Raw genomic sequence first — 17,391 nt, 5'->3', positions numbered from 1 at the left:
CACAGCACGTTGCAACTTAATAATTTTGACAATGCAAAACAAGGAAATCCACACACGCGGCGCCCACAAACGGCCGCACCAACCCAAAGTCTCGGGCAAGTTTCTGCTGCTCGACACACGTCTTCTCAACAGCCCCGACCTCTTTCGCCTGCGCGAAACGATGGGCATGGAGGGCTGGGGCATGGCACTCTTCGTGCTCAACTATCTGCTGGAACACGGCGAATGGGGGCGTGCGCCGCTGCATGCCGTGACCGATTTGGCGCGCATGTGCCACAAAAACAAGCGCTCGATGATGGCGTTGCTCACCGACTATCCCACGCTGTTCGAAATCGAAGCGGGCGGAAAGGTGTTCAACAGCCCCTATCTGCGGCAGTGTTTGGGCGGAGAAAAAATAAAAATAAATCAAAAATCCTGCGGTTTAGAAACATTAACAAATGAGCCATCTGATAATCAAGCTCTTAGCCTGCATAGGATAAAGGATGAAAGGATAAAAAAGAAAAACGACGAAGAAAAAGAAACCACCGCCGCCGATGCCGCCGATGCCGTTGCGAAGAAAGCGGAAAAGGGTGCGAAACAGCCTGCAGCTTCGGGCACCGAAGAGGCGGAAGTCGTTGGTCGTTCAGTGGCAAGGGGAGCTAAACAGCCCGCAGCTTCGGGCACTGAAGAGGCGAAAATGGTTGGTCGGCCGGTCGTGAAGGGAGCAGAACAGCCTATGATTCCGGGCACCAAAGAGGCGAAAATGGTTGGTCGACCGGTCGTAAAGGAAGCAGAACAGCGTGTGACCTCGGGCACCGAAGAGATGAAAATGGTTGGTCGGCCCATGGCAAGGGGAGCTAAACAGCCCGCAGCTTCGGGCACCGAAGAGGTGAAAATGGTTGGTCGGCCGGTCGTAAAGGGAGCAGAACAGCGTGTAGCTTCGGCCGCAAAGGCCTCGCCGGCAACCAATGCTTTGCCCCATCCTCTGACAGAAGTGGCACCCCTCGCGTCCGCCAAAGCTGCGGAAGAGAACGCTCGGCATGTAGAGCAAGCGACAGCATCGCCCACCAACAGCGCCGCGAAAGCTGCGAATGCGCCCGCCAAAGCTACGGAAGAGAGCACTCAACACGTGGAGCAAGCGACAGCTTCGCCCACCAACAGCGCCGCGAAAGCTGCGAATGTGTCCGCAAAAGCTGCGGAAGAGAACGCTCGGCACGTGGAGCAAGCGACAGCATCGTCCACCAACAGTGCCGCGAAAGCTGCGAATGCGCCCGCCAAAGCTGCGGAAGAGAACGCTCGGCATGTAGAGCAAGCGACAACTTCGCCCACCAACAGTGCCGCGAAAGCAGCGAATGCGCTCGAAAAAGCTGCGGAAGAGGTGAGCAAACATGCAGGGCAAGTTGCAAAACAGCCTGGTTTTCGGTTGGAAACGGTGTTCACCGATCTTGCACAAGCCGCCCGCAAACTGCCCGATGATGAGCGGCAACCGCTGCGCACCACGTGGGAAATCCTCGCCCAACTCTACGCCGACAGCCTCTATTGGCAAAGCCTCGAACGCTTGGTGGGGCTCAAAGTCTACAGCCAAGAACGCTGGAAGCGCTTAGCCCTGCGCTGGTTTTTCACCTATTGTGTGACGCAGGCCAAACCCATTGCCGCGCTCAACGATGCCAAAAGCTACCTCAACCACCTGCTGCAACCGGGCAGAAACACGCGCCAAGCCTTTGAACACTATGCCCAAACGCAATACGAAGCCGACTGCCGCGCCTGGCAACACTATCGCCAAATGCAGGAGAATGTCGTAGCAAGTGGCAGCAACGCTGTCAGTAAACCTTAACGAATATCTTACCAGACCGTAGCAAGTAAACTGCAAAGCCACTATCATAACCCTATCCCATCACAGAGCACATATTGTCAACCCCACGTGCTCATAGGATGAATGGGTGATTCCGGCGCACAACAAAGTCTTTGCAGTGCTGCAAACTGGCGTGATGTCACAGGCAAAGTTGATTTTATTTTTAAAAATTGATTTTAATTATTGAAATAAACTAAAAACATTTGGCTTTTTATACTTATGGATTATACCTTTGCGCAGATTTTATAATTTATCAATTAATAAAAAATGAAAGCATTATTTACTACAGGAATGGTAGCATTAGCCATAACGCTCTGTGCCTGTCAAAATGACGGTCTGTTGAATGAGAATTTGCAACATTCCGAGAGTATTACTAAGAAAAATCAGCTAACTAAAGAAGAGGCTGAGCTTGAATTTTCAAAAACTCTTTCAAAAGCGTGCTATGCGGAACCGCAGTTACGCTCTTTCTTAAAGGATGTAGCCCTTGAAGAGAATGACAATGATCACAACATTTTTTACCCTTTGGCAAAAGATCGGATTGTGAAAGAAGGAAAGACTTTTGAAGAAATATTAAAGGAGTATGCTAAAAATTCTGATAATATTTCTGCAATAGAAAACGCTGCACCCTTACTGAACATTTTCATTCCTGACCTATCTCTGTTTCAAGACAGTTTAAGTGTAGAGAATTTGAATCCTAAAGATGCGAATATTCCAGTTTATTATCAAGGAAAATTCTATGTTGATGGGAATGTTACAGATTCTGTCTCTCAAGAAACACGGGGGTTATTACCACTATTTCATACTTTCGTAGTAAACGACAGCCATCGGATGAAATTGAAAGAAGGATTAACACGCGCTATCAATAATGATAGTTACACATTTGCTGATGATGCATATAATCCTGCAAAGACTCCGATTTATGGTGTGTCAACCCGTAGTAGGAGAATAAGGCATTATGACTTGTATGAGGCCTATGACAAAGACCTGGATGCAAATCTTAATACGATAGAAACAGCACGCCTCCCCAAGGAAACCTTAAAAGCTTTCAACCAAGTAGGGAATGGCGATGGGGCGATAAGAACTGCAATGGCTTATCGACTAAATAACATCACTGAATTCAATACAAAGAAGCGTAATTTGGATTTATCGGTAAAAGATGTCGTCTTCCGAATGAAAGTTAATCCTAACCTTTATTATCTCATTAGCCGTCATAAGGAGCAAGTTGCTACCAATGGTGCATTCTTAAGTCCTTATATCTTACCTGGTAGTTACTATAATGAAGGTGGAGATCCTGGCTATGAAGAAGTTTTTCCTCTTTTATGGAGTGAAGGCAAATTCACATTCCGTATTAATGTTGTTACAGGAAATAATGTGTCGAATATTATCTTTGCGATTAGCCCAAAAGATTTATTTACGACCACAATGCATCTCGAAAGGAAGCATAAGACATTCTTTAGAAAAAGCCATGCCTGGTATAGTATCAATGCCGCAGAGCTACGCGCGAAATGGATTTACCCACATTATTTAGGCATAGATCTTAGATTTGACTCATGGAATCCATTTGAACAGACCTTACAACGTGCAATTTACGTTTCTGTTCTCGGTTCTAATGCAAAGAATACACATGAATATAGTTATGTCAATACTTATATGACACGCTTCAAAGCAGGTGTTGATGGCTCCGTTTCATTCCCTATAACTAAGGATGGTAAAGGGACTGCTTCTATAAGACTATCAGCAGAGTGGGAAAAACAACACACAATACAACAGACAGACCGTATCCAGATGGAAGTGACAGATAATGAAATTTCAACAGGAAATCATAGTTATTACTTCTTTGGACCAAGTGCAATCGAACGTATAGAAGGTTCAAAAGCCTATTTGACCACAGAGCTTTTCGGTTGTTTTGATATGTGTATCTTACCTGTAAATAGAAGTTTAATCAATCGATAATATGATATAAATCAATGGAATATATATTTAAAGATCACTTAAAGCACCTTGTATGCATGCTTGCATACTGCATGCTGCTAACAGTTTGCATGTCGTGTGCAAAGGATGATGATGAGCCTTCTGTTCCCAATTTAGACCATACCGTATGGCGCGAGGTTGATAACTATTTGACAAATGAAAATCGTACTATTGCGCAAATCACATTTTTTAACGGTTATGCTACTTATGCCTATGTCAACAGAACAACAGGTGTAATTGATTATCAAAATGATATAAAAGCGCATGGGCGTTATGAGTATAGAAAGGAGCACGGTGGTTTTCAAATTATTGATGAGAAAACGGGGCAACCTATTAAGGGAATTGGCGTGTTTCGCTATGAGCAAGGAGTGCTAAAATATGGGCCATTGACCTACGTACTTTATAGGTAAAGGCGTTACAGCAATAAATGCTAATGGACTATGGGTGACGAAAATCATCTATAGTCCATTTTTCTTTGACTGAATTTTCGCCTACAATGCATGCAAACGCAACACGAAGCCGACTGCCGCGCCTGGCAACACTATTGCCAAATGCAGGGAAAGGGTGCGGGGAATTAAAGAAAGTATAACCCCCAAGGGGGTAATTTCCTTGCACCATCGCCATCAAAACGAATGATGGTGCTGCGCTTTCGCGTCGTATGGCGCGGTGGAATGGCGGATGATGGGGGTAACTTTGCTGCACCATCGCCATCAAAACGAATGATGGTGCTGCGATTTCGCGTTGCATGGCGCGGTGGAATGGCGGATGACGGGGGTAACTTTGCTGCACCATCACCCATCAAAACGAATGATGGCACCGCAATTTCGCGTCGTATTGTGTGGCGGAATGACGGATGGCGGGGGTAACTTTGCAGCACCATCGCCATCAAAACGAATGATGGTGCTGCGGTTTCGCGTCGTATTGCGCGGTGGAAGAGCCAGCCAAAGGTTACTGATGACGGCCGTTTCTGATGCAAGTTGAGCGCCATACGACACAAAAAAGGCACCACATTCACATGCAGTGCCCCACTTTTTAAACTTTTAAAATATAATATGAATAAATTCAAATGCTTATTCTGCTACGAGGGTGAAGCGCTTGTAAGCCAAAATCTTCAGGTCGCCTTGCTTCTTTAACCAGGCAGCAACGCTCTCTTTGTCGCCGTCACCAAACTGGAATTCCTGGTCAACCAAGCAGTTTTCTTTGAAGAACTTGTTCAGACGGCCTTGCGCGATGTTCTGAATCATCTGCTCGTTGAGTGAAGCAGCTTTCTCTTCGCCCACGGTTTTCTTGATTTCACGCGCCTTAGCTGCATCCTCTTCTGTGAGCCATCCCTTCTTGGTGTTGCTCTCAATGTGATCTTCTGAGTCGACATGTGCGGGGTTGATGCCAGCCTTTTTCAGTGCTGCATCAACAGCCTTTGTAACCATTTCTTCTTTGGTTTTCTCGACAGCCACCTTGAATTCTTCGTCCTTAACCGACTGAGGCACAGAGCTTTCGTCCAAAGATACGGGCTTCATGGCAGCCACTTGCATGGCTACTTTGTGACCCGCTTCTTCGTTGGCTGCGTTCAACTGCACCATGGTTGCCAAGGTATGCTTGCCCATGTGATCGTAGATAGAGATGTTAGCGCCTTCGAGATAGTCGTAACCATCCAGCTCCATCTTCTCGCCAGTGATGCCCGAACGGTGCTGAACAGCCGTTGCAGCGTCATCGCCATTGGCCAACTTCAGGGTCTTCACCTCGTCTAAAGTCTTGCATTTTGCAGCGATAGCGGCATTCAAAATGTCCTCGGTGAGCTGGATAAAGTCCTTACCATTGGCTACAAAGTCGGTTTCACACTTCAATGCCAACATGGCAGCGAAGCCATCAACAGCCTTCACCAACACGCAACCGTTAGAGGTTTCGCGGTCGGAACGCTTAGCCGCAATGGCCAAACCACGCTCGCGAAGGATGTCTTTTGCTTTGTCAAAATCGCCATCGGCCTCGGTTAAAGCTTTCTTTACATCAGCCAAACCCGCACCGGTCATGGCGCGGAGCTTTTTAATATCGTCAATTGAAATTGCCATAATAAATCGTCTTTCGTTTTATAAATGTTAAAAAAATGATAGGATCTTATGTGAATGGCATAGGGTCTCGGCCGATCCTATTCCTCAAACAAGACCCTATGGTTGCCTTTATTCGGCAGCAGCTTCAGCGGTTTCGGCAGCTTCGGCCTTTGCTTCTTCAGCAGGAGCAGCCGTGTCTTTGCGTGCCTTGCGTGTGCGTCTCTTGTGTTCGCCCGCAACTTCTGCCTGCTCGGCAGCCGCTTTCTCATCTACCTTCTCAACCTTGCGCTCTGCAATACCCTCGGCAATGGCACCACAAACAGCGTTCAAAATGGTTTCAACGCTATCTTTTGCATCGTCGTTGGCCGGGATAACAAAGTCGATGTTCTTAGGATCGGAGTTGGTATCGACAATCCCAAACACGGGGATGCCCAAACGATTGGCCTCTTTCACGGCGATATGCTCTTTCATCACGTCGACAATGAAGAGGGCGTTGGGCAAACGGGTGAGGTCGGAAATCGAACCAAGGTTCTTCTCTAACTTCGCACGTTGACGGGTAACCTGCAACAATTCGCGCTTCGAGAGGTTGGCAAAAGTGCCGTCGCTCATGAGCTTATCGATGTTGGTCATCTTCTTAACGGCCTTGCGAATGGTGGGGAAGTTGGTCAGTGTGCCACCTGCCCAGCGCTCGTTCACGTAAGGCATATTGACAGATGCAGCCTTCTCGGCAACGATTTCCTTAGCTTGTTTCTTGGTAGCTACAAACAAAATCTTCTTGCCGGCCTTGGCAATCGCCTTCAAAGCCTCGGCAGCGTCGTCAATCTTGGCTACGGTTTTGTTCAAATCGATGATGTGAATGCCGTTGCGCTCCATGAAGATATAAGGAGCCATGGCGGGATTCCACTTGCGTTTGAGGTGGCCAAAGTGGCAACCTGCTTGGAGTAATTGGTCAAAATTTGTTCTTGACATTTTCTTGCTTTTAATTTAATTGTTTACTTTCTTTTAAATTCTTAATGCCACAATGCCGCTTTTTAAAGGCGACCCTGCGAGCACATTTTGCTCAGAATCAGCCCCATAGTAATCTGCCTCGGTGGCAGAGTCTGTGGAGTTTAGATACTAAACGAGAACGTTCTGTTGCCTCAAGCCGCACGCTGTCGACCGCCTTTCGGCACATCTTCACCGCGCATCAGGCCGCTTGCGCCAGCCCAACGACAGGCCTCAGGCAACAAAAGTCCGTCTTAACGCTTGCTGAACTGGAAGCGACGGCGAGCCTTGGGCTGACCGGGTTTCTTACGTTCAACGGCACGACTGTCGCGCGTTAAGAAGCCGGCATCTTTCAATGCCTTCTTGTCTTCGGCGTTAACCTTAACCAAAGCGCGGGCAATCGCCAGACGAAGCGCTTGGCTCTGGCCTGTGAAGCCACCCCCGTCGAGGTTGGCTTTGATATCATATTTGCCATCGGCTTCGAGCAACAACAGGGGTTGTTTCACCACGTATTGCAGAATTGCTGATGGGAAGAATTCTGTTAAATCTTTCTTATTGATAATGATCTTACCGGTGCCTTCAGTGAGATAAACACGAGCGACAGCGCTCTTGCGGCGACCAATTGCGTTTAAAACTTCCATCTTATCCTCTATTATTTATACTGGTTAATATCAATTGCTTTGGGCTTCTGAGCTTCTTTGTTGTGCTCAGCACCCTCAAACACGTAAAGATTGTCCATCAAAGCCCGGCCAAGACGGTTCTTGGGCAACATACCTTTCACGGCATGACGAATGATTTTGTCGATACCATTGGCACGTGTACGGAGCTCTGCGGGCGTATTGAAACGCTGACCACCAGGGTAACCAGTATAGCGGGTGTAGACTTTGTCGGTTTCCTTCTTTCCCGTGAATACCACCTTGTCGGCATTAATAATAATCACGTTGTCTCCACAGTCTACGTTTGGAGTGAAGTTGGGTTTGTACTTTCCACGAAGAAGCTTTGCTACCTTAGAGCAAAAACGACCAACAACTTGATCGGTAGCGTCTACTACGACCCACTCTTTCTTCGCTGTTTCCTTGTTTGCGGAAATCGTCTTGTAACTTAAAGTGTTCATTTCTGAATAAAAATTTTACTACTAAAAAACATTGTTAATTACCTTCGATAACAAAGACCTCGCGGCGCCTCCAGTCTAAAAGAGACCATCCACAGCTTTTGCTTTGCTGATCAGCAGATTCACTAACCGCGTCATCTGGCCAGAGAGAACGCTATTAACACCACTGAACTGCTGAGAATTCTAAGCACTTTCTCAACAATCGGCGTGCAAAGATACATATTTTATAACAGGGATGCACTCGGGACGCCCTCCAAAGCACCATATATTACATATATTTAACGCTTTTATAATTTTTTATTATCCATCCTTTTTATCCATCTTCCCTCCCCCATCGCTTGTGGTCACACCCTCCATTGTCCGTAGTCCCGCCCTCCATCGTTCGCCGTCATATCCCCCATTGTCCGCCGTCATACCCTCCATTGTCCGTGGCCACACCCTCCATCGTTCGCCGTCATATCCCCCATTGCCCGCCATCATATCCTCCATTGCCCGTGATGAAACCCTCGCCTTCGCAGCCACGCGGTGGGTTTTTGTTGCATGGAGAGCGCAGATAGAGAAAAAGTACAACCCCCAAGGGGGTAGCATTTCTCCCACCTCGCTCCCCAGGATAGCCTCCTATCGTCGGCAACCCTGGGCTATCGAAAGTATAACCCCGATGGGGTTACACCATCACCAACCATTTATTATCACATCATAACGTGGAGGGTGACCATACCATTCCGATGGGGTTACGTGCCGCGTGGCCATCCATCGCCAAGACATAGCATAGAGATGGTGCACGGTATCCCCATTTTTGTGAATGCGTAAATCATAATGATGCAACGCTATGGATGGTTACATGTAATGCATTCGATAGCACACAGAGAGAAAGTACAACCCCCAAGGGGGTAGCATTCCCCCCACCTTGCTCCCCGGGGTAGCCTCCTATCGTCGGCAACCCCGGGCTATCAAAAGTATAACCCCGATGGGTTGCCGTATCATCATCCATTGACCACCACGCCACAACCCGGGGATAGTGCGCATCATGGGCACTTATCATCACGCCACAATATGGAGTATGACCATACCATCCCGTGGGGTTGCGTGCCGCATGGACATTCATTGCCGCGACACGGCATAGGGATGCTGCGCGGCAACATGATGTATAGGCATTGAACCGCGTGGGATTGCCCCACAAATATCAAGGGCACACGCGCGGAAAGGCATGGTAGAGGTTACCCCGAAGGGGTTATACTTTCGAGAGGGCAGGGTTGATGAGCGCAGCGAAAGCTACCCTGTCTGACGACGTTCGCCACAGAATGCTACCCCCTTGGGGGTTGTACTTTTTAAAATTCCCCGTGCGATTTCCCCATTCATCTTCGTTTTTGTGACCATGTAAATCATGATGATGCGATGCCACGGATGGTTACATGCGATGTATTCGATAGCACAAAGAGAGAAAGTACAACCCCCAAGGGGGTAGCATTCCGCCTACTTCACTCCCCAGGGTAGCCTCCTATCGTCGGCAACCCCGGGCTATCGAAAGTACAACCCCGATGGGGTTGCGCCATCACCAACCATTGATTATCACGCCACAACACGAGGATGAGGATAACATTGCGGTGGAGTTGCGCCCATCATGGCCATTTATCACCGCACCACAACGTGGGGTGTGCCCATGCAACAACATAGAATTGTGCACCGCATGGCCATTCATTACCGCGACATGGCATAGAGATTGTGTGCATCATGGCCATTTATCATCACGCCACAATACGAGGTATGGTAATTTAATTCCCCGCGCCATTTCCCCATCATCCCCATTTTTGTGGATGCGTAAATTATGATGATGCGATGCCATGAATGGTTACATGTGGCGCATTCAATAGCACAAAGAGAGAAAGTACAACCCCCAAGGGGGTAGCATTCCCCCCACCTCGCTCCCCGGGGTAGCCTCCTATCGTCGGCAACCCCGGGCTATCAAGAGTACAACCCCGATGGGGTTACATCGACCCCAACCATTGATCACCACGCCACAACATGGGATGAGGATAATATTGCGGTGGAGTTGCGCCCATCATTGCCCATTTATTACCGCACCACAACGCGAGGATGGTGTATGACATGGCATTTATCACCGTTCCACAACGTAGGATTGCCCCACAAATAGCAAGGGCATACGCGCGAAAAGGCATGGTAGAGGTTCCCCCCTTGGGGCTTGTACGCTCCCCCATCAGTACTATGCCACGCACCCAAAAGGCGGCACATTATCACGATGTGGCACACCGTTCGGCCTTGATTTGTTCGATGCAGGCCGACAAACACTCGTAGGTTTGTTCGTCAGCCGTCTTTTCCCCACTCATATATTGCCGCATCAGCGAGGGTTTTATCCCCGCACGCTTGGCAATATCCGACACATTGAGATGGCTGAAATCATTGAAAAACGAGCGCAGATCGTAACGATATTCGAACGTCAGATTGCAATAGCGTTCATCGTCAGGATAAGCCTTCCGACATTCTTCTATGGCCTTCAGAAAATCTTCTTTTGCCTGTGCAACCGTCTTTCCGTCGCCATCCACCAAGCCATAATCCCCGATGGGCGCCGCACTGTAGCAAGAATAGCTGCCATCATTCCCACATTCCACCATGACTAAAATGCTCATTGTCCTATTGTCGTTATTGTTGTTTACCTTCATACACTTCATTCACGCTCAAAAAGAATGGTCCACTTCGAACCTACCCGCCCGAGCAACACTTTATATATATAGAACAGCGCACGCCGCTCACACCTCTTCCTCGCCCTCCTCGTCGGCAAACTTGATGTTGCGGGGGTGGTGTTTCAAAATCTCCTCGCGCAGGGTTGCCGTGTCAATGTGCGTGTAAATCTCTGTGGTTGAGATGCTTTCGTGCCCCAACATGGCTTGGATGGCGCGTAAGTCGGCACCCCCTTGCAGCAAGGCCGTGGCAAAACTGTGACGCAAGGTGTGGGGCGAGATGGTTTTTTGAATGCCTGCCACCTCAGCCAACCGCTTGATGATGATGAGAATCATCGTGCGGGTGAGCCGATGGCCGCGCCGATTGAGAAACACATAATCTTCCTGTCCGGGCTTGATAGTCAAGCGGTTGCGGTCGTCAAACCAAAACCGAAGCTCGCGAATGGCACGCGGCGAGATGGGCACCAACCGCTCTTTGTTGCCCTTTCCGCCCACGCGAATGAAGCCATCGTCAAGGTAGAGGTTAGAGAGTTTGAGGTTCACCAGCTCCGAAACGCGCAGCCCACACGAGAACAACACCTCGATGATGGCGCGGTTGCGATGCCCCTCGGCCTTCGAAAGGTCGACAGCCGCCTCGAGCATGTCCACCTCCTGCGTCGACAACACCTCGGGCAGATGCTGTGCCTGTGCAGGCGATTCCAACAGTTCGGTGGGGTCGTTTTCGATAAATCCGTCCAACACGAGGAACCGATAGAACGACCGCAGGCCGCTCAGCACACGGGCTTGCGAGCGCGGACCCACCTGCAAATCGTGCAGCGAGGCCGAGAAATGCTGCAAATCTTCCAGCGTCACGTGCAGCACCTCCAACCCGTTCTGCGCACAATAGTCCAGCAACAGCCCCACATCGTGCAGGTAGGCCTCGAGCGTGTTGCCCGAGTAGTTGCGCTCCAACTGCAAATAGCGCTGATAAACTTTCAGCAGATTTGCCGACGATTTCTTGCTTTTTTCCATCTAATGTCGTATATTTGCTGGGCGAATGTATGGGCTTTTACCCAGCAGCAGCACAAAGATAACGAAAAAAACGGAACAATGAAAATTCAGATTATCAATGGTCCCAACCTCAACCTCTTAGGTCGGCGCGAACCATCTATCTATGGCGACAGCTCGTTTGAGCGCTATCTGTCGGCCTTGCGTGCACAATTCCCCGACGTGCAGATAGATTATTTCCAGAGCAATGTCGAGGGCGAGCTCATCAACCAGCTGCAAGCGGTGGGCTTTGACTGCGATGGTGTGGTGCTCAATGCTGGCGGCTACAGCCACACGAGCATCGCCCTGCACGACTGCATCCGTGCCATTGCGGCACCGGTGATCGAGGTGCACATCAGCAACCTCTATCAACGCGAGGCCTTTCGCCACCAGTCGATGCTCAGCAGCGTGTGCCAGGGCGTCATCGTGGGACTCGGTTTGCCGGGCTATGGCTTGGCCGTCGAAGCCTTGGTGAACCGCAAACGGCAGGCAAAATAGGCCATGAGCAGGCATGGCGACCTCCACATTCCCGGGCTGCAGCCGCCCGAAGATGCCCTTGAGGCCTATGTGGCGCAACACACTTCGCCCGAGGACGATTACCTCTATCGGCTCTATCGCGCCACCAACATCCACACCATTCACGGGCGCATGGCCAGTGGTCATGTGCAAGGGCAGCTGTTAAAGATGCTCGTGGCGATGCTTCGGCCGCAGCGGGTGCTCGAGGTGGGCACCTTCAGCGGTTACAGTGCGCTCTGCATGGCCGCCGCTTTGCCCCCCGACGGGCGCCTCTACACGTTCGAAGTGAACGACGAAATGGAGGATTTTACCCGCCCATGGATAGCGCAATCACCTTGGGCACAGCAGGTTATCTTCACCATTGGCGATGCCAACGTGCTGGCACCTCGGTTGGGAATAACCTTCGATTTTGCCTTCATCGACGGCGACAAGCGCACCTATATCGAAACCTATGAGATGGCGATGCACGTGCTGCGCTTGGGCGGTTTCATGGCGGTCGACAACACGTTGTGGGATGGTCATGTGGTCGATAGCACCTATGATCACGACGCACAGACCGTGGGTATCCGCACGTTCAACGACCATGTGCTGGCCGATCCGCGTGCCGAACAGGTGATTTTGCCACTGCGCGACGGACTCACCTTGGTGCGAAAGGTGGCCGAGGAATAGCCCGTGCCGGAGCAGCTGCCCAAAAAGAGGCATCCACTCCCGTGGACACCTCCTCATCACTAATCCTTTTACTCTTAAAAATAGTCGCTAATACCTATTGAGATTAAATCTATAGAAAAAAGTAAATCATCTATATTCTATTTCTACTACCTTTGCAAAAATAACCCATCTTTTCCATACCATTGTTACCAATTGTGCTTGAAAACTTACCAATAATTCGCTTTTTTACGTAATAGATATTTGGTTAGGCCGAAAACCTCTCGCGTTTTAGTAATACCTTAACTCCGCAGCATAAAATCTTTTAAGAAATCCAAGTGCCTGAGAAACAAAGTTCTCACAAGAATTTATGCTGCGGAGTTAAGGTATCTCATAAAATATTCCATTTTTATTAATCCTAAAAGTCTTCCACTTTTTCCTTTTCACGGTAGTATCCTGATACTTGTATAAAGTAATAAGATAATCACTGCTAATTGTAAAATCAATAATTTCATTACCATCCATATGCCCAATGGTTAATGATGATTTAATGCTATTACTCTCAACTATCACTAGATCATAAGTTTCAATATCTGTTTCAGTATTACATAGTATTATAGGCTGCTCTGAATTTATAGGTGGTAGATACAAATACTCATTATATGAATACTCCATTCCAAAATATCTCTTCACCAATTTAGATAAATTATCCTTAGGGTTATAAGTATAAGTAGGATAAGCTCTATTAACTTTATCCGTATTCCCGGAGTTATAGTAATCATTAAAATCAAAAGGTAGCTTGCAATAATTTATATCATTCTGCCTTATAAGCTTTCCATCTGAATTTATATGAAGGCATCTTGTAATATAGTCATTATATAAGTCTTTATTATATTGCAAGAGTATTCCATCATCAGGGTCATTGGTGATATCAATCAGACTCTGTTCATGAGTATTTAATTTTATCCAACCGACTGTATTTATGGAATTTACTCCCGAATCTTCTACGTACAACTCTATTGTGAAAATTTCATCATTTTTCTCTGTGATTTTTGCCTTCAATTGATTCTTAAAAGGATTCTCAAAGTTTGCAGACGACACAATTAACTCTCTTAACTTATCATCACAACTTTTAAAGCTATCAACTCTTTCAATTTTTCTATTTGAAGTAGATGTCTTAATTTGCTGCTTTTGAGATGCCGTACTACAAGAAAAATAAAGCAGACAAGTGATAAGAAAGAATACTATTTTTTTCATATTTACCTTAATTCCGCAGCATAAACCCTTGCGAGAACTCCAAGTGCCTGGGGAACAAAGTTCTCAAAACACTTGGATATGCCAGAAATTTCACCTATCTTGGTGCTGCAAACATAACAAGTAAGCAAAAAACTGACATGACAAAGGTAGCAATTAAAAACGAGAATATCACTTCTTTCGGTGGAATTTACATCATTTCTTTGTGGCTTTTCATACTTCCCCATTGGTTTGGGTGGGGGATTTCATGATTATGCAAGACCCAAGAATTCCAGAAAATTCCCATATCAATGGATAAATCCCAAAAATGTCACTTCAATATATAAAAGTACCTCACAAGAAAAAATACTGCGGAATTGAGGTATTTTATAAAGCATATGCCGAACTTTGTTTAAAGACTTATAATCCATTTCTGCACTTCTTCAAGATCATAGTTGCCTTTTAGGGCAATACCTTCTTTTAGCAGGCAGTTGCTACACTCGTGTTGAAGGTCTTCTACCATATGTCCGAATCCTCCTCCTCCATGCGTACAGAAAGGGATTATTGTTTTTCCGGTCAGATCTACACTTCTCAAGAAAGAGCGTATAGGCGGCGCAAAGGTTTTTAGCCAGTTAGGTGAACCGATGAAGATGGTATCGTAGACTGCAACGCTATCGAAACAGTTAGATAAAGGAGGACAATATCCTCGTTCTATCTCCTGTCTGATTTCTTTCACCGCAGTATTGTAGGAAAAAGAATATGGCTTCTGCGGAATAAGTGCCAATAGCTCCCCATCGGTAATCAAGGCAATGTCTTCTGCCAGTGCCTTTGTTATTCCGGAGTATGAATAATAAGCGATTAAGGGAGGTGTATTCATTTCTATATTTATTTATAAGTTCTTCGATAGGTTGACTACGAAATGGTCTGATGCCTTATTTTCAGCAGCCCGAAGAAAGGCGTTATATCCTGAACGTCTGTAAGTTCCAGACCGGCATTCTTCAAAGTCGATTTTAAGTCCTTGACAGAATAGAACCAATATTCGGGTAGGGTATTCTCTTTCATATCCTGCCAAGTATAGATATGCTCTTCCTTCAGATACGGTTTAATATGATGTTCGTACACATCTGCCGGGGTAGTTCTCTCTAATAAATAACGGTAAACCTCATCGAACCTCTCGGGATACGCTTCGGGATCGAATAAGATAACCTCATCAGCCATTACCATTTCGCCATCGGCTTTCATTGCCTGCGCTACGGCTTTGAACAGCTTCGACCAATCGGCTCGGTTTACCTGATGCTGAACCAAGGAGGAAATAATTAAATCGGCACTGTTTTTAGGCAGTTCCAAGTCTTGAATACATCCGCTCATAAAAGACACATGAGCTTCTTGTGCATAAACAGCTTTTGCCCGTGCAATATTTTCTTTGCTTATATCTACTCCGATAACAGACCGGAACCGAGAAACGAACGGCTGCAGGGATTTACCCCAGCCGCATCCTAAATCCAATATCATATCTCCCGTCTTGATGCTCGCAAAATCGAATATTCGATTGCTCAATACCTGCGTAGATTCAAACGTATCGCGTCCATCAGGACTGATAGTCCTGTCGACATACAGGGATAAAACATCTTCCCAATTCTTTTTCATCTTTATCTGAAGCTCTTTATGTAAATCTTTATCTTCTTTATCGCCCGGTCGTAACGACTTGACGCGGAAGAGACGCAATAAGCGCCGAGCGTAGAAGCACCTGTCCAATCGACGCTGCCTTTGTCGTTGGTCGTGCCATAGTTCTTTTATTATATGGATTATCTTGCAAAGCCATTCTTGTAAAAATCATACCATGCAGCTATTCGTTCGGGGCTATCGACTTTCAATAGCAGGAGCATCTCGCGTGTGAACTCTAAATGACCTGTGCCATTTGCTGTAACAATATTACCATCGCTTACGGCTTGTGCTTCGATGTAGCCCGATGCGTTCGTGTACTTATCGCCGCCCCATAGTTTGAGTTGGTCGAGCCCATTGCCTGTGTGTTTGACATTATTCAGAAAACCGTGTGAACACATAAAAGAAGCCCCATTGCAGATTGCTCCGATAATCTTTCCGTTATCTAATGCCTTTTGTACCAAAGGAACAACAAGTTCGGCTTCTGCACTATTCCATCGGTTACCACCGATAAGTACTAATGCTGCATATTCTTCGGGCATATTCTCGAAAGAATAATCAGGTAGTGTTCTAAAACCTCCGATAGAACGAACTTCATCCAATGTCGGGGCAACGATGTTCACTTCGTATTTTGCTTCGTACTTTATCTTGCTACCAGGTGGTAAAACTCCTTCATGAAGAGCTGTGGAAAGGAATGCCCCTTCCCAATCGGCATATTCGTTCAATAAAATAAATAAAACTTTCTGTGTCATAAAAATATTATTATTAGTTGTTGAAAAATTACTATATTTAGGAATAATACAAAAAGGAAGAAGAGATTCGAGAAGTGTTGGCGCCTTTGTCATTGGTCGGGCCATAGTTCTTTTACATTTTAGAACTTTGGGGTAGCCTTTTTCTTGTTTGGTTTCGGCTCCGGCAGTTCCTCATAGGTTGCCCGGACGAGTGAAGAGAGATACCGTCGGTCGTCTACGTCGGCGATGTAGAAATAGTTTTTCGCCCCATCGTATGGAGGTCGGAGTTCTTCGCTCCGAAGCAGTTTACGCCCTGCCTCCGTCAGTTTCAGATAGAGACGGTCGTCGCAGATAAGTCCGAAAATCTTGCCGTTGCAATAGATGCCATATTCGCCGAACATCTTCCTGACAGTTATTTCACCGGCTTCGGAGCATTGGTCGGCGATATACTGTACAAAATCTTGATTACATGCCATTTTTGAGAGTCTTTTATTATATACCCTTAATTCCGCAGCATAAATTCTTATGAGAACTCCAAGTGCCTGGGAAACAAAGTTCTCAAAACACTTGGATATGTCAGAAATTTCACCTATCTTGGTGCTGCAAACAAAAAATAGACAAAATCTGACATGACAAAGGTAGCACTTAAAATCGAGAATATCACTCCTTTCGGTGGAATTTACATCATTTCTTTGTGGCTTTTCATACTTCCCCATTGGTTTTGGTGGGGGATTTCATGATTATGCAAGAACCAAGAACCCCGGAAAATCCCCATATCAATGGATAAATCCCAAAAATGTCACTTCAATATATAAAAGTACCTTGCAAGGAATAATGCTGCGGAATTGAGGTTTTAGTTGTGAATTGCTTACTTTCAATGCTCGCGCTATCTTGACTATTGTAATCAAGGTTACTCGAAAGAGGATGCCGGCAAGAAAGGAAA

The 17,391-nt window shown here is 46.8% G+C and carries 17 protein-coding genes and 1 pseudogene; 5 read left to right on the top strand and 13 right to left on the bottom strand.

Annotated elements, in window-relative coordinates; all coding sequences use genetic code 11:
* The first annotated feature begins 31 nt into the window (after positions 1-31).
* From HMPREF9431_RS09870 to HMPREF9431_RS09860, 3 genes are all read left to right on the top strand, one after another.
* On the top strand, positions 32-1,810 hold the full coding sequence (locus HMPREF9431_RS09870) for a DUF7833 domain-containing protein (RefSeq protein ID WP_155813015.1): 1,779 nt from the start codon (positions 32-34) through the stop codon (positions 1,808-1,810).
* 285 nt (positions 1,811-2,095) lie between these two features.
* On the top strand, positions 2,096-3,781 hold the full coding sequence (locus HMPREF9431_RS09865) for a hypothetical protein (RefSeq protein ID WP_004381133.1): 1,686 nt from the start codon (positions 2,096-2,098) through the stop codon (positions 3,779-3,781).
* Positions 3,782-3,795: 14 nt separating this feature from the next.
* A complete protein-coding gene (locus HMPREF9431_RS09860; protein ID WP_004381132.1) occupies positions 3,796-4,209 on the top strand; it encodes a hypothetical protein in 414 nt (137 codons plus the stop codon).
* 164 nt (positions 4,210-4,373) lie between these two features.
* Here the strand turns inward: HMPREF9431_RS09860 and HMPREF9431_RS13015 are convergent, their stop codons facing one another.
* From HMPREF9431_RS13015 to HMPREF9431_RS09820, 7 genes are all read right to left on the bottom strand, one after another.
* Positions 4,374-4,787, bottom strand: a complete 414-nt coding sequence (locus HMPREF9431_RS13015; RefSeq protein ID WP_155813014.1) for a hypothetical protein — start codon at positions 4,785-4,787, stop codon at positions 4,374-4,376.
* An 82-nt stretch (positions 4,788-4,869) separates the two neighbouring features.
* Complete coding sequence (gene tsf / locus HMPREF9431_RS09850) at positions 4,870-5,865, bottom strand: translation elongation factor Ts (protein WP_040561543.1); 996 nt, start codon at positions 5,863-5,865, stop codon at positions 4,870-4,872.
* 108 nt (positions 5,866-5,973) lie between these two features.
* Positions 5,974-6,813 carry a 30S ribosomal protein S2 gene (gene rpsB / locus HMPREF9431_RS09845; RefSeq protein ID WP_004381129.1) on the bottom strand — a complete coding sequence of 280 codons (840 nt, stop codon included), beginning with the start codon at positions 6,811-6,813 and terminating at the stop codon, positions 5,974-5,976.
* 269 nt (positions 6,814-7,082) lie between these two features.
* Positions 7,083-7,469 (bottom strand): 30S ribosomal protein S9, encoded by a 387-nt coding sequence (gene rpsI / locus HMPREF9431_RS09840; protein ID WP_004381127.1) that lies wholly within the window; start codon positions 7,467-7,469, stop codon positions 7,083-7,085.
* Positions 7,470-7,480: 11 nt separating this feature from the next.
* Complete coding sequence (gene rplM, locus HMPREF9431_RS09835; RefSeq protein WP_004381126.1) at positions 7,481-7,942, bottom strand: 50S ribosomal protein L13; 462 nt, start codon at positions 7,940-7,942, stop codon at positions 7,481-7,483.
* Positions 7,943-10,191: 2,249 nt separating this feature from the next.
* Positions 10,192-10,584 carry a hypothetical protein gene (locus tag HMPREF9431_RS09825; protein WP_004381123.1) on the bottom strand — a complete coding sequence of 131 codons (393 nt, stop codon included), beginning with the start codon at positions 10,582-10,584 and terminating at the stop codon, positions 10,192-10,194.
* A 120-nt stretch (positions 10,585-10,704) separates the two neighbouring features.
* A complete protein-coding gene (locus HMPREF9431_RS09820) occupies positions 10,705-11,646 on the bottom strand; it encodes a site-specific tyrosine recombinase (RefSeq protein ID WP_004381122.1) in 942 nt (313 codons plus the stop codon).
* A gap of 78 nt (positions 11,647-11,724) precedes the next feature.
* On the opposite strand from HMPREF9431_RS09820, the gene aroQ reads away from it, so the two are divergent.
* Together aroQ and HMPREF9431_RS09810 are read left to right on the top strand one after the other, a co-directional pair.
* A complete protein-coding gene (aroQ, locus tag HMPREF9431_RS09815; protein ID WP_004381120.1) occupies positions 11,725-12,159 on the top strand; it encodes a type II 3-dehydroquinate dehydratase in 435 nt (144 codons plus the stop codon).
* Between the two features lie 3 nt (positions 12,160-12,162).
* Positions 12,163-12,846, top strand: a complete 684-nt coding sequence (locus tag HMPREF9431_RS09810; RefSeq protein WP_004381118.1) for an O-methyltransferase — start codon at positions 12,163-12,165, stop codon at positions 12,844-12,846.
* 357 nt (positions 12,847-13,203) lie between these two features.
* Here HMPREF9431_RS09810 and HMPREF9431_RS09805 read toward each other — a convergent pair whose 3' ends face one another.
* From HMPREF9431_RS09805 to HMPREF9431_RS09780, 6 genes and pseudogenes are all read right to left on the bottom strand, one after another.
* Entirely contained in the window at positions 13,204-14,079 is an 876-nt protein-coding gene (locus HMPREF9431_RS09805) for a hypothetical protein (protein WP_004381116.1), read from the bottom strand.
* A gap of 388 nt (positions 14,080-14,467) precedes the next feature.
* Positions 14,468-14,932 (bottom strand): flavodoxin, encoded by a 465-nt coding sequence (locus tag HMPREF9431_RS09795; protein WP_004381113.1) that lies wholly within the window; start codon positions 14,930-14,932, stop codon positions 14,468-14,470.
* Between the two features lie 35 nt (positions 14,933-14,967).
* Positions 14,968-15,702 (bottom strand): class I SAM-dependent methyltransferase, encoded by a 735-nt coding sequence (locus tag HMPREF9431_RS09790; protein WP_004381112.1) that lies wholly within the window; start codon positions 15,700-15,702, stop codon positions 14,968-14,970.
* A 2-nt stretch (positions 15,703-15,704) separates the two neighbouring features.
* Positions 15,705-15,812: pseudogene (locus HMPREF9431_RS12545) on the bottom strand (ClbS/DfsB family four-helix bundle protein); the annotation flags it as partial.
* Positions 15,813-15,860: 48 nt separating this feature from the next.
* Positions 15,861-16,469: a type 1 glutamine amidotransferase family protein gene (locus HMPREF9431_RS09785; RefSeq protein ID WP_040561536.1), complete on the bottom strand. Its 609-nt coding sequence runs from the start codon at positions 16,467-16,469 to the stop codon at positions 15,861-15,863.
* 119 nt (positions 16,470-16,588) lie between these two features.
* Positions 16,589-16,924, bottom strand: a complete 336-nt coding sequence (locus HMPREF9431_RS09780) for a TfoX/Sxy family protein (protein ID WP_004381110.1) — start codon at positions 16,922-16,924, stop codon at positions 16,589-16,591.
* Positions 16,925-17,391: the final 467 nt, after the last annotated feature.

The sequence above is a fragment of the Segatella oulorum F0390 genome, from assembly GCF_000224615.1.
GTDB lineage: Bacteria > Bacteroidota > Bacteroidia > Bacteroidales > Bacteroidaceae > Prevotella > Prevotella oulorum.
Note: the sequence above shows the minus strand (reverse complement) of the source record. Positions and strands in the feature narration are given on the sequence as shown.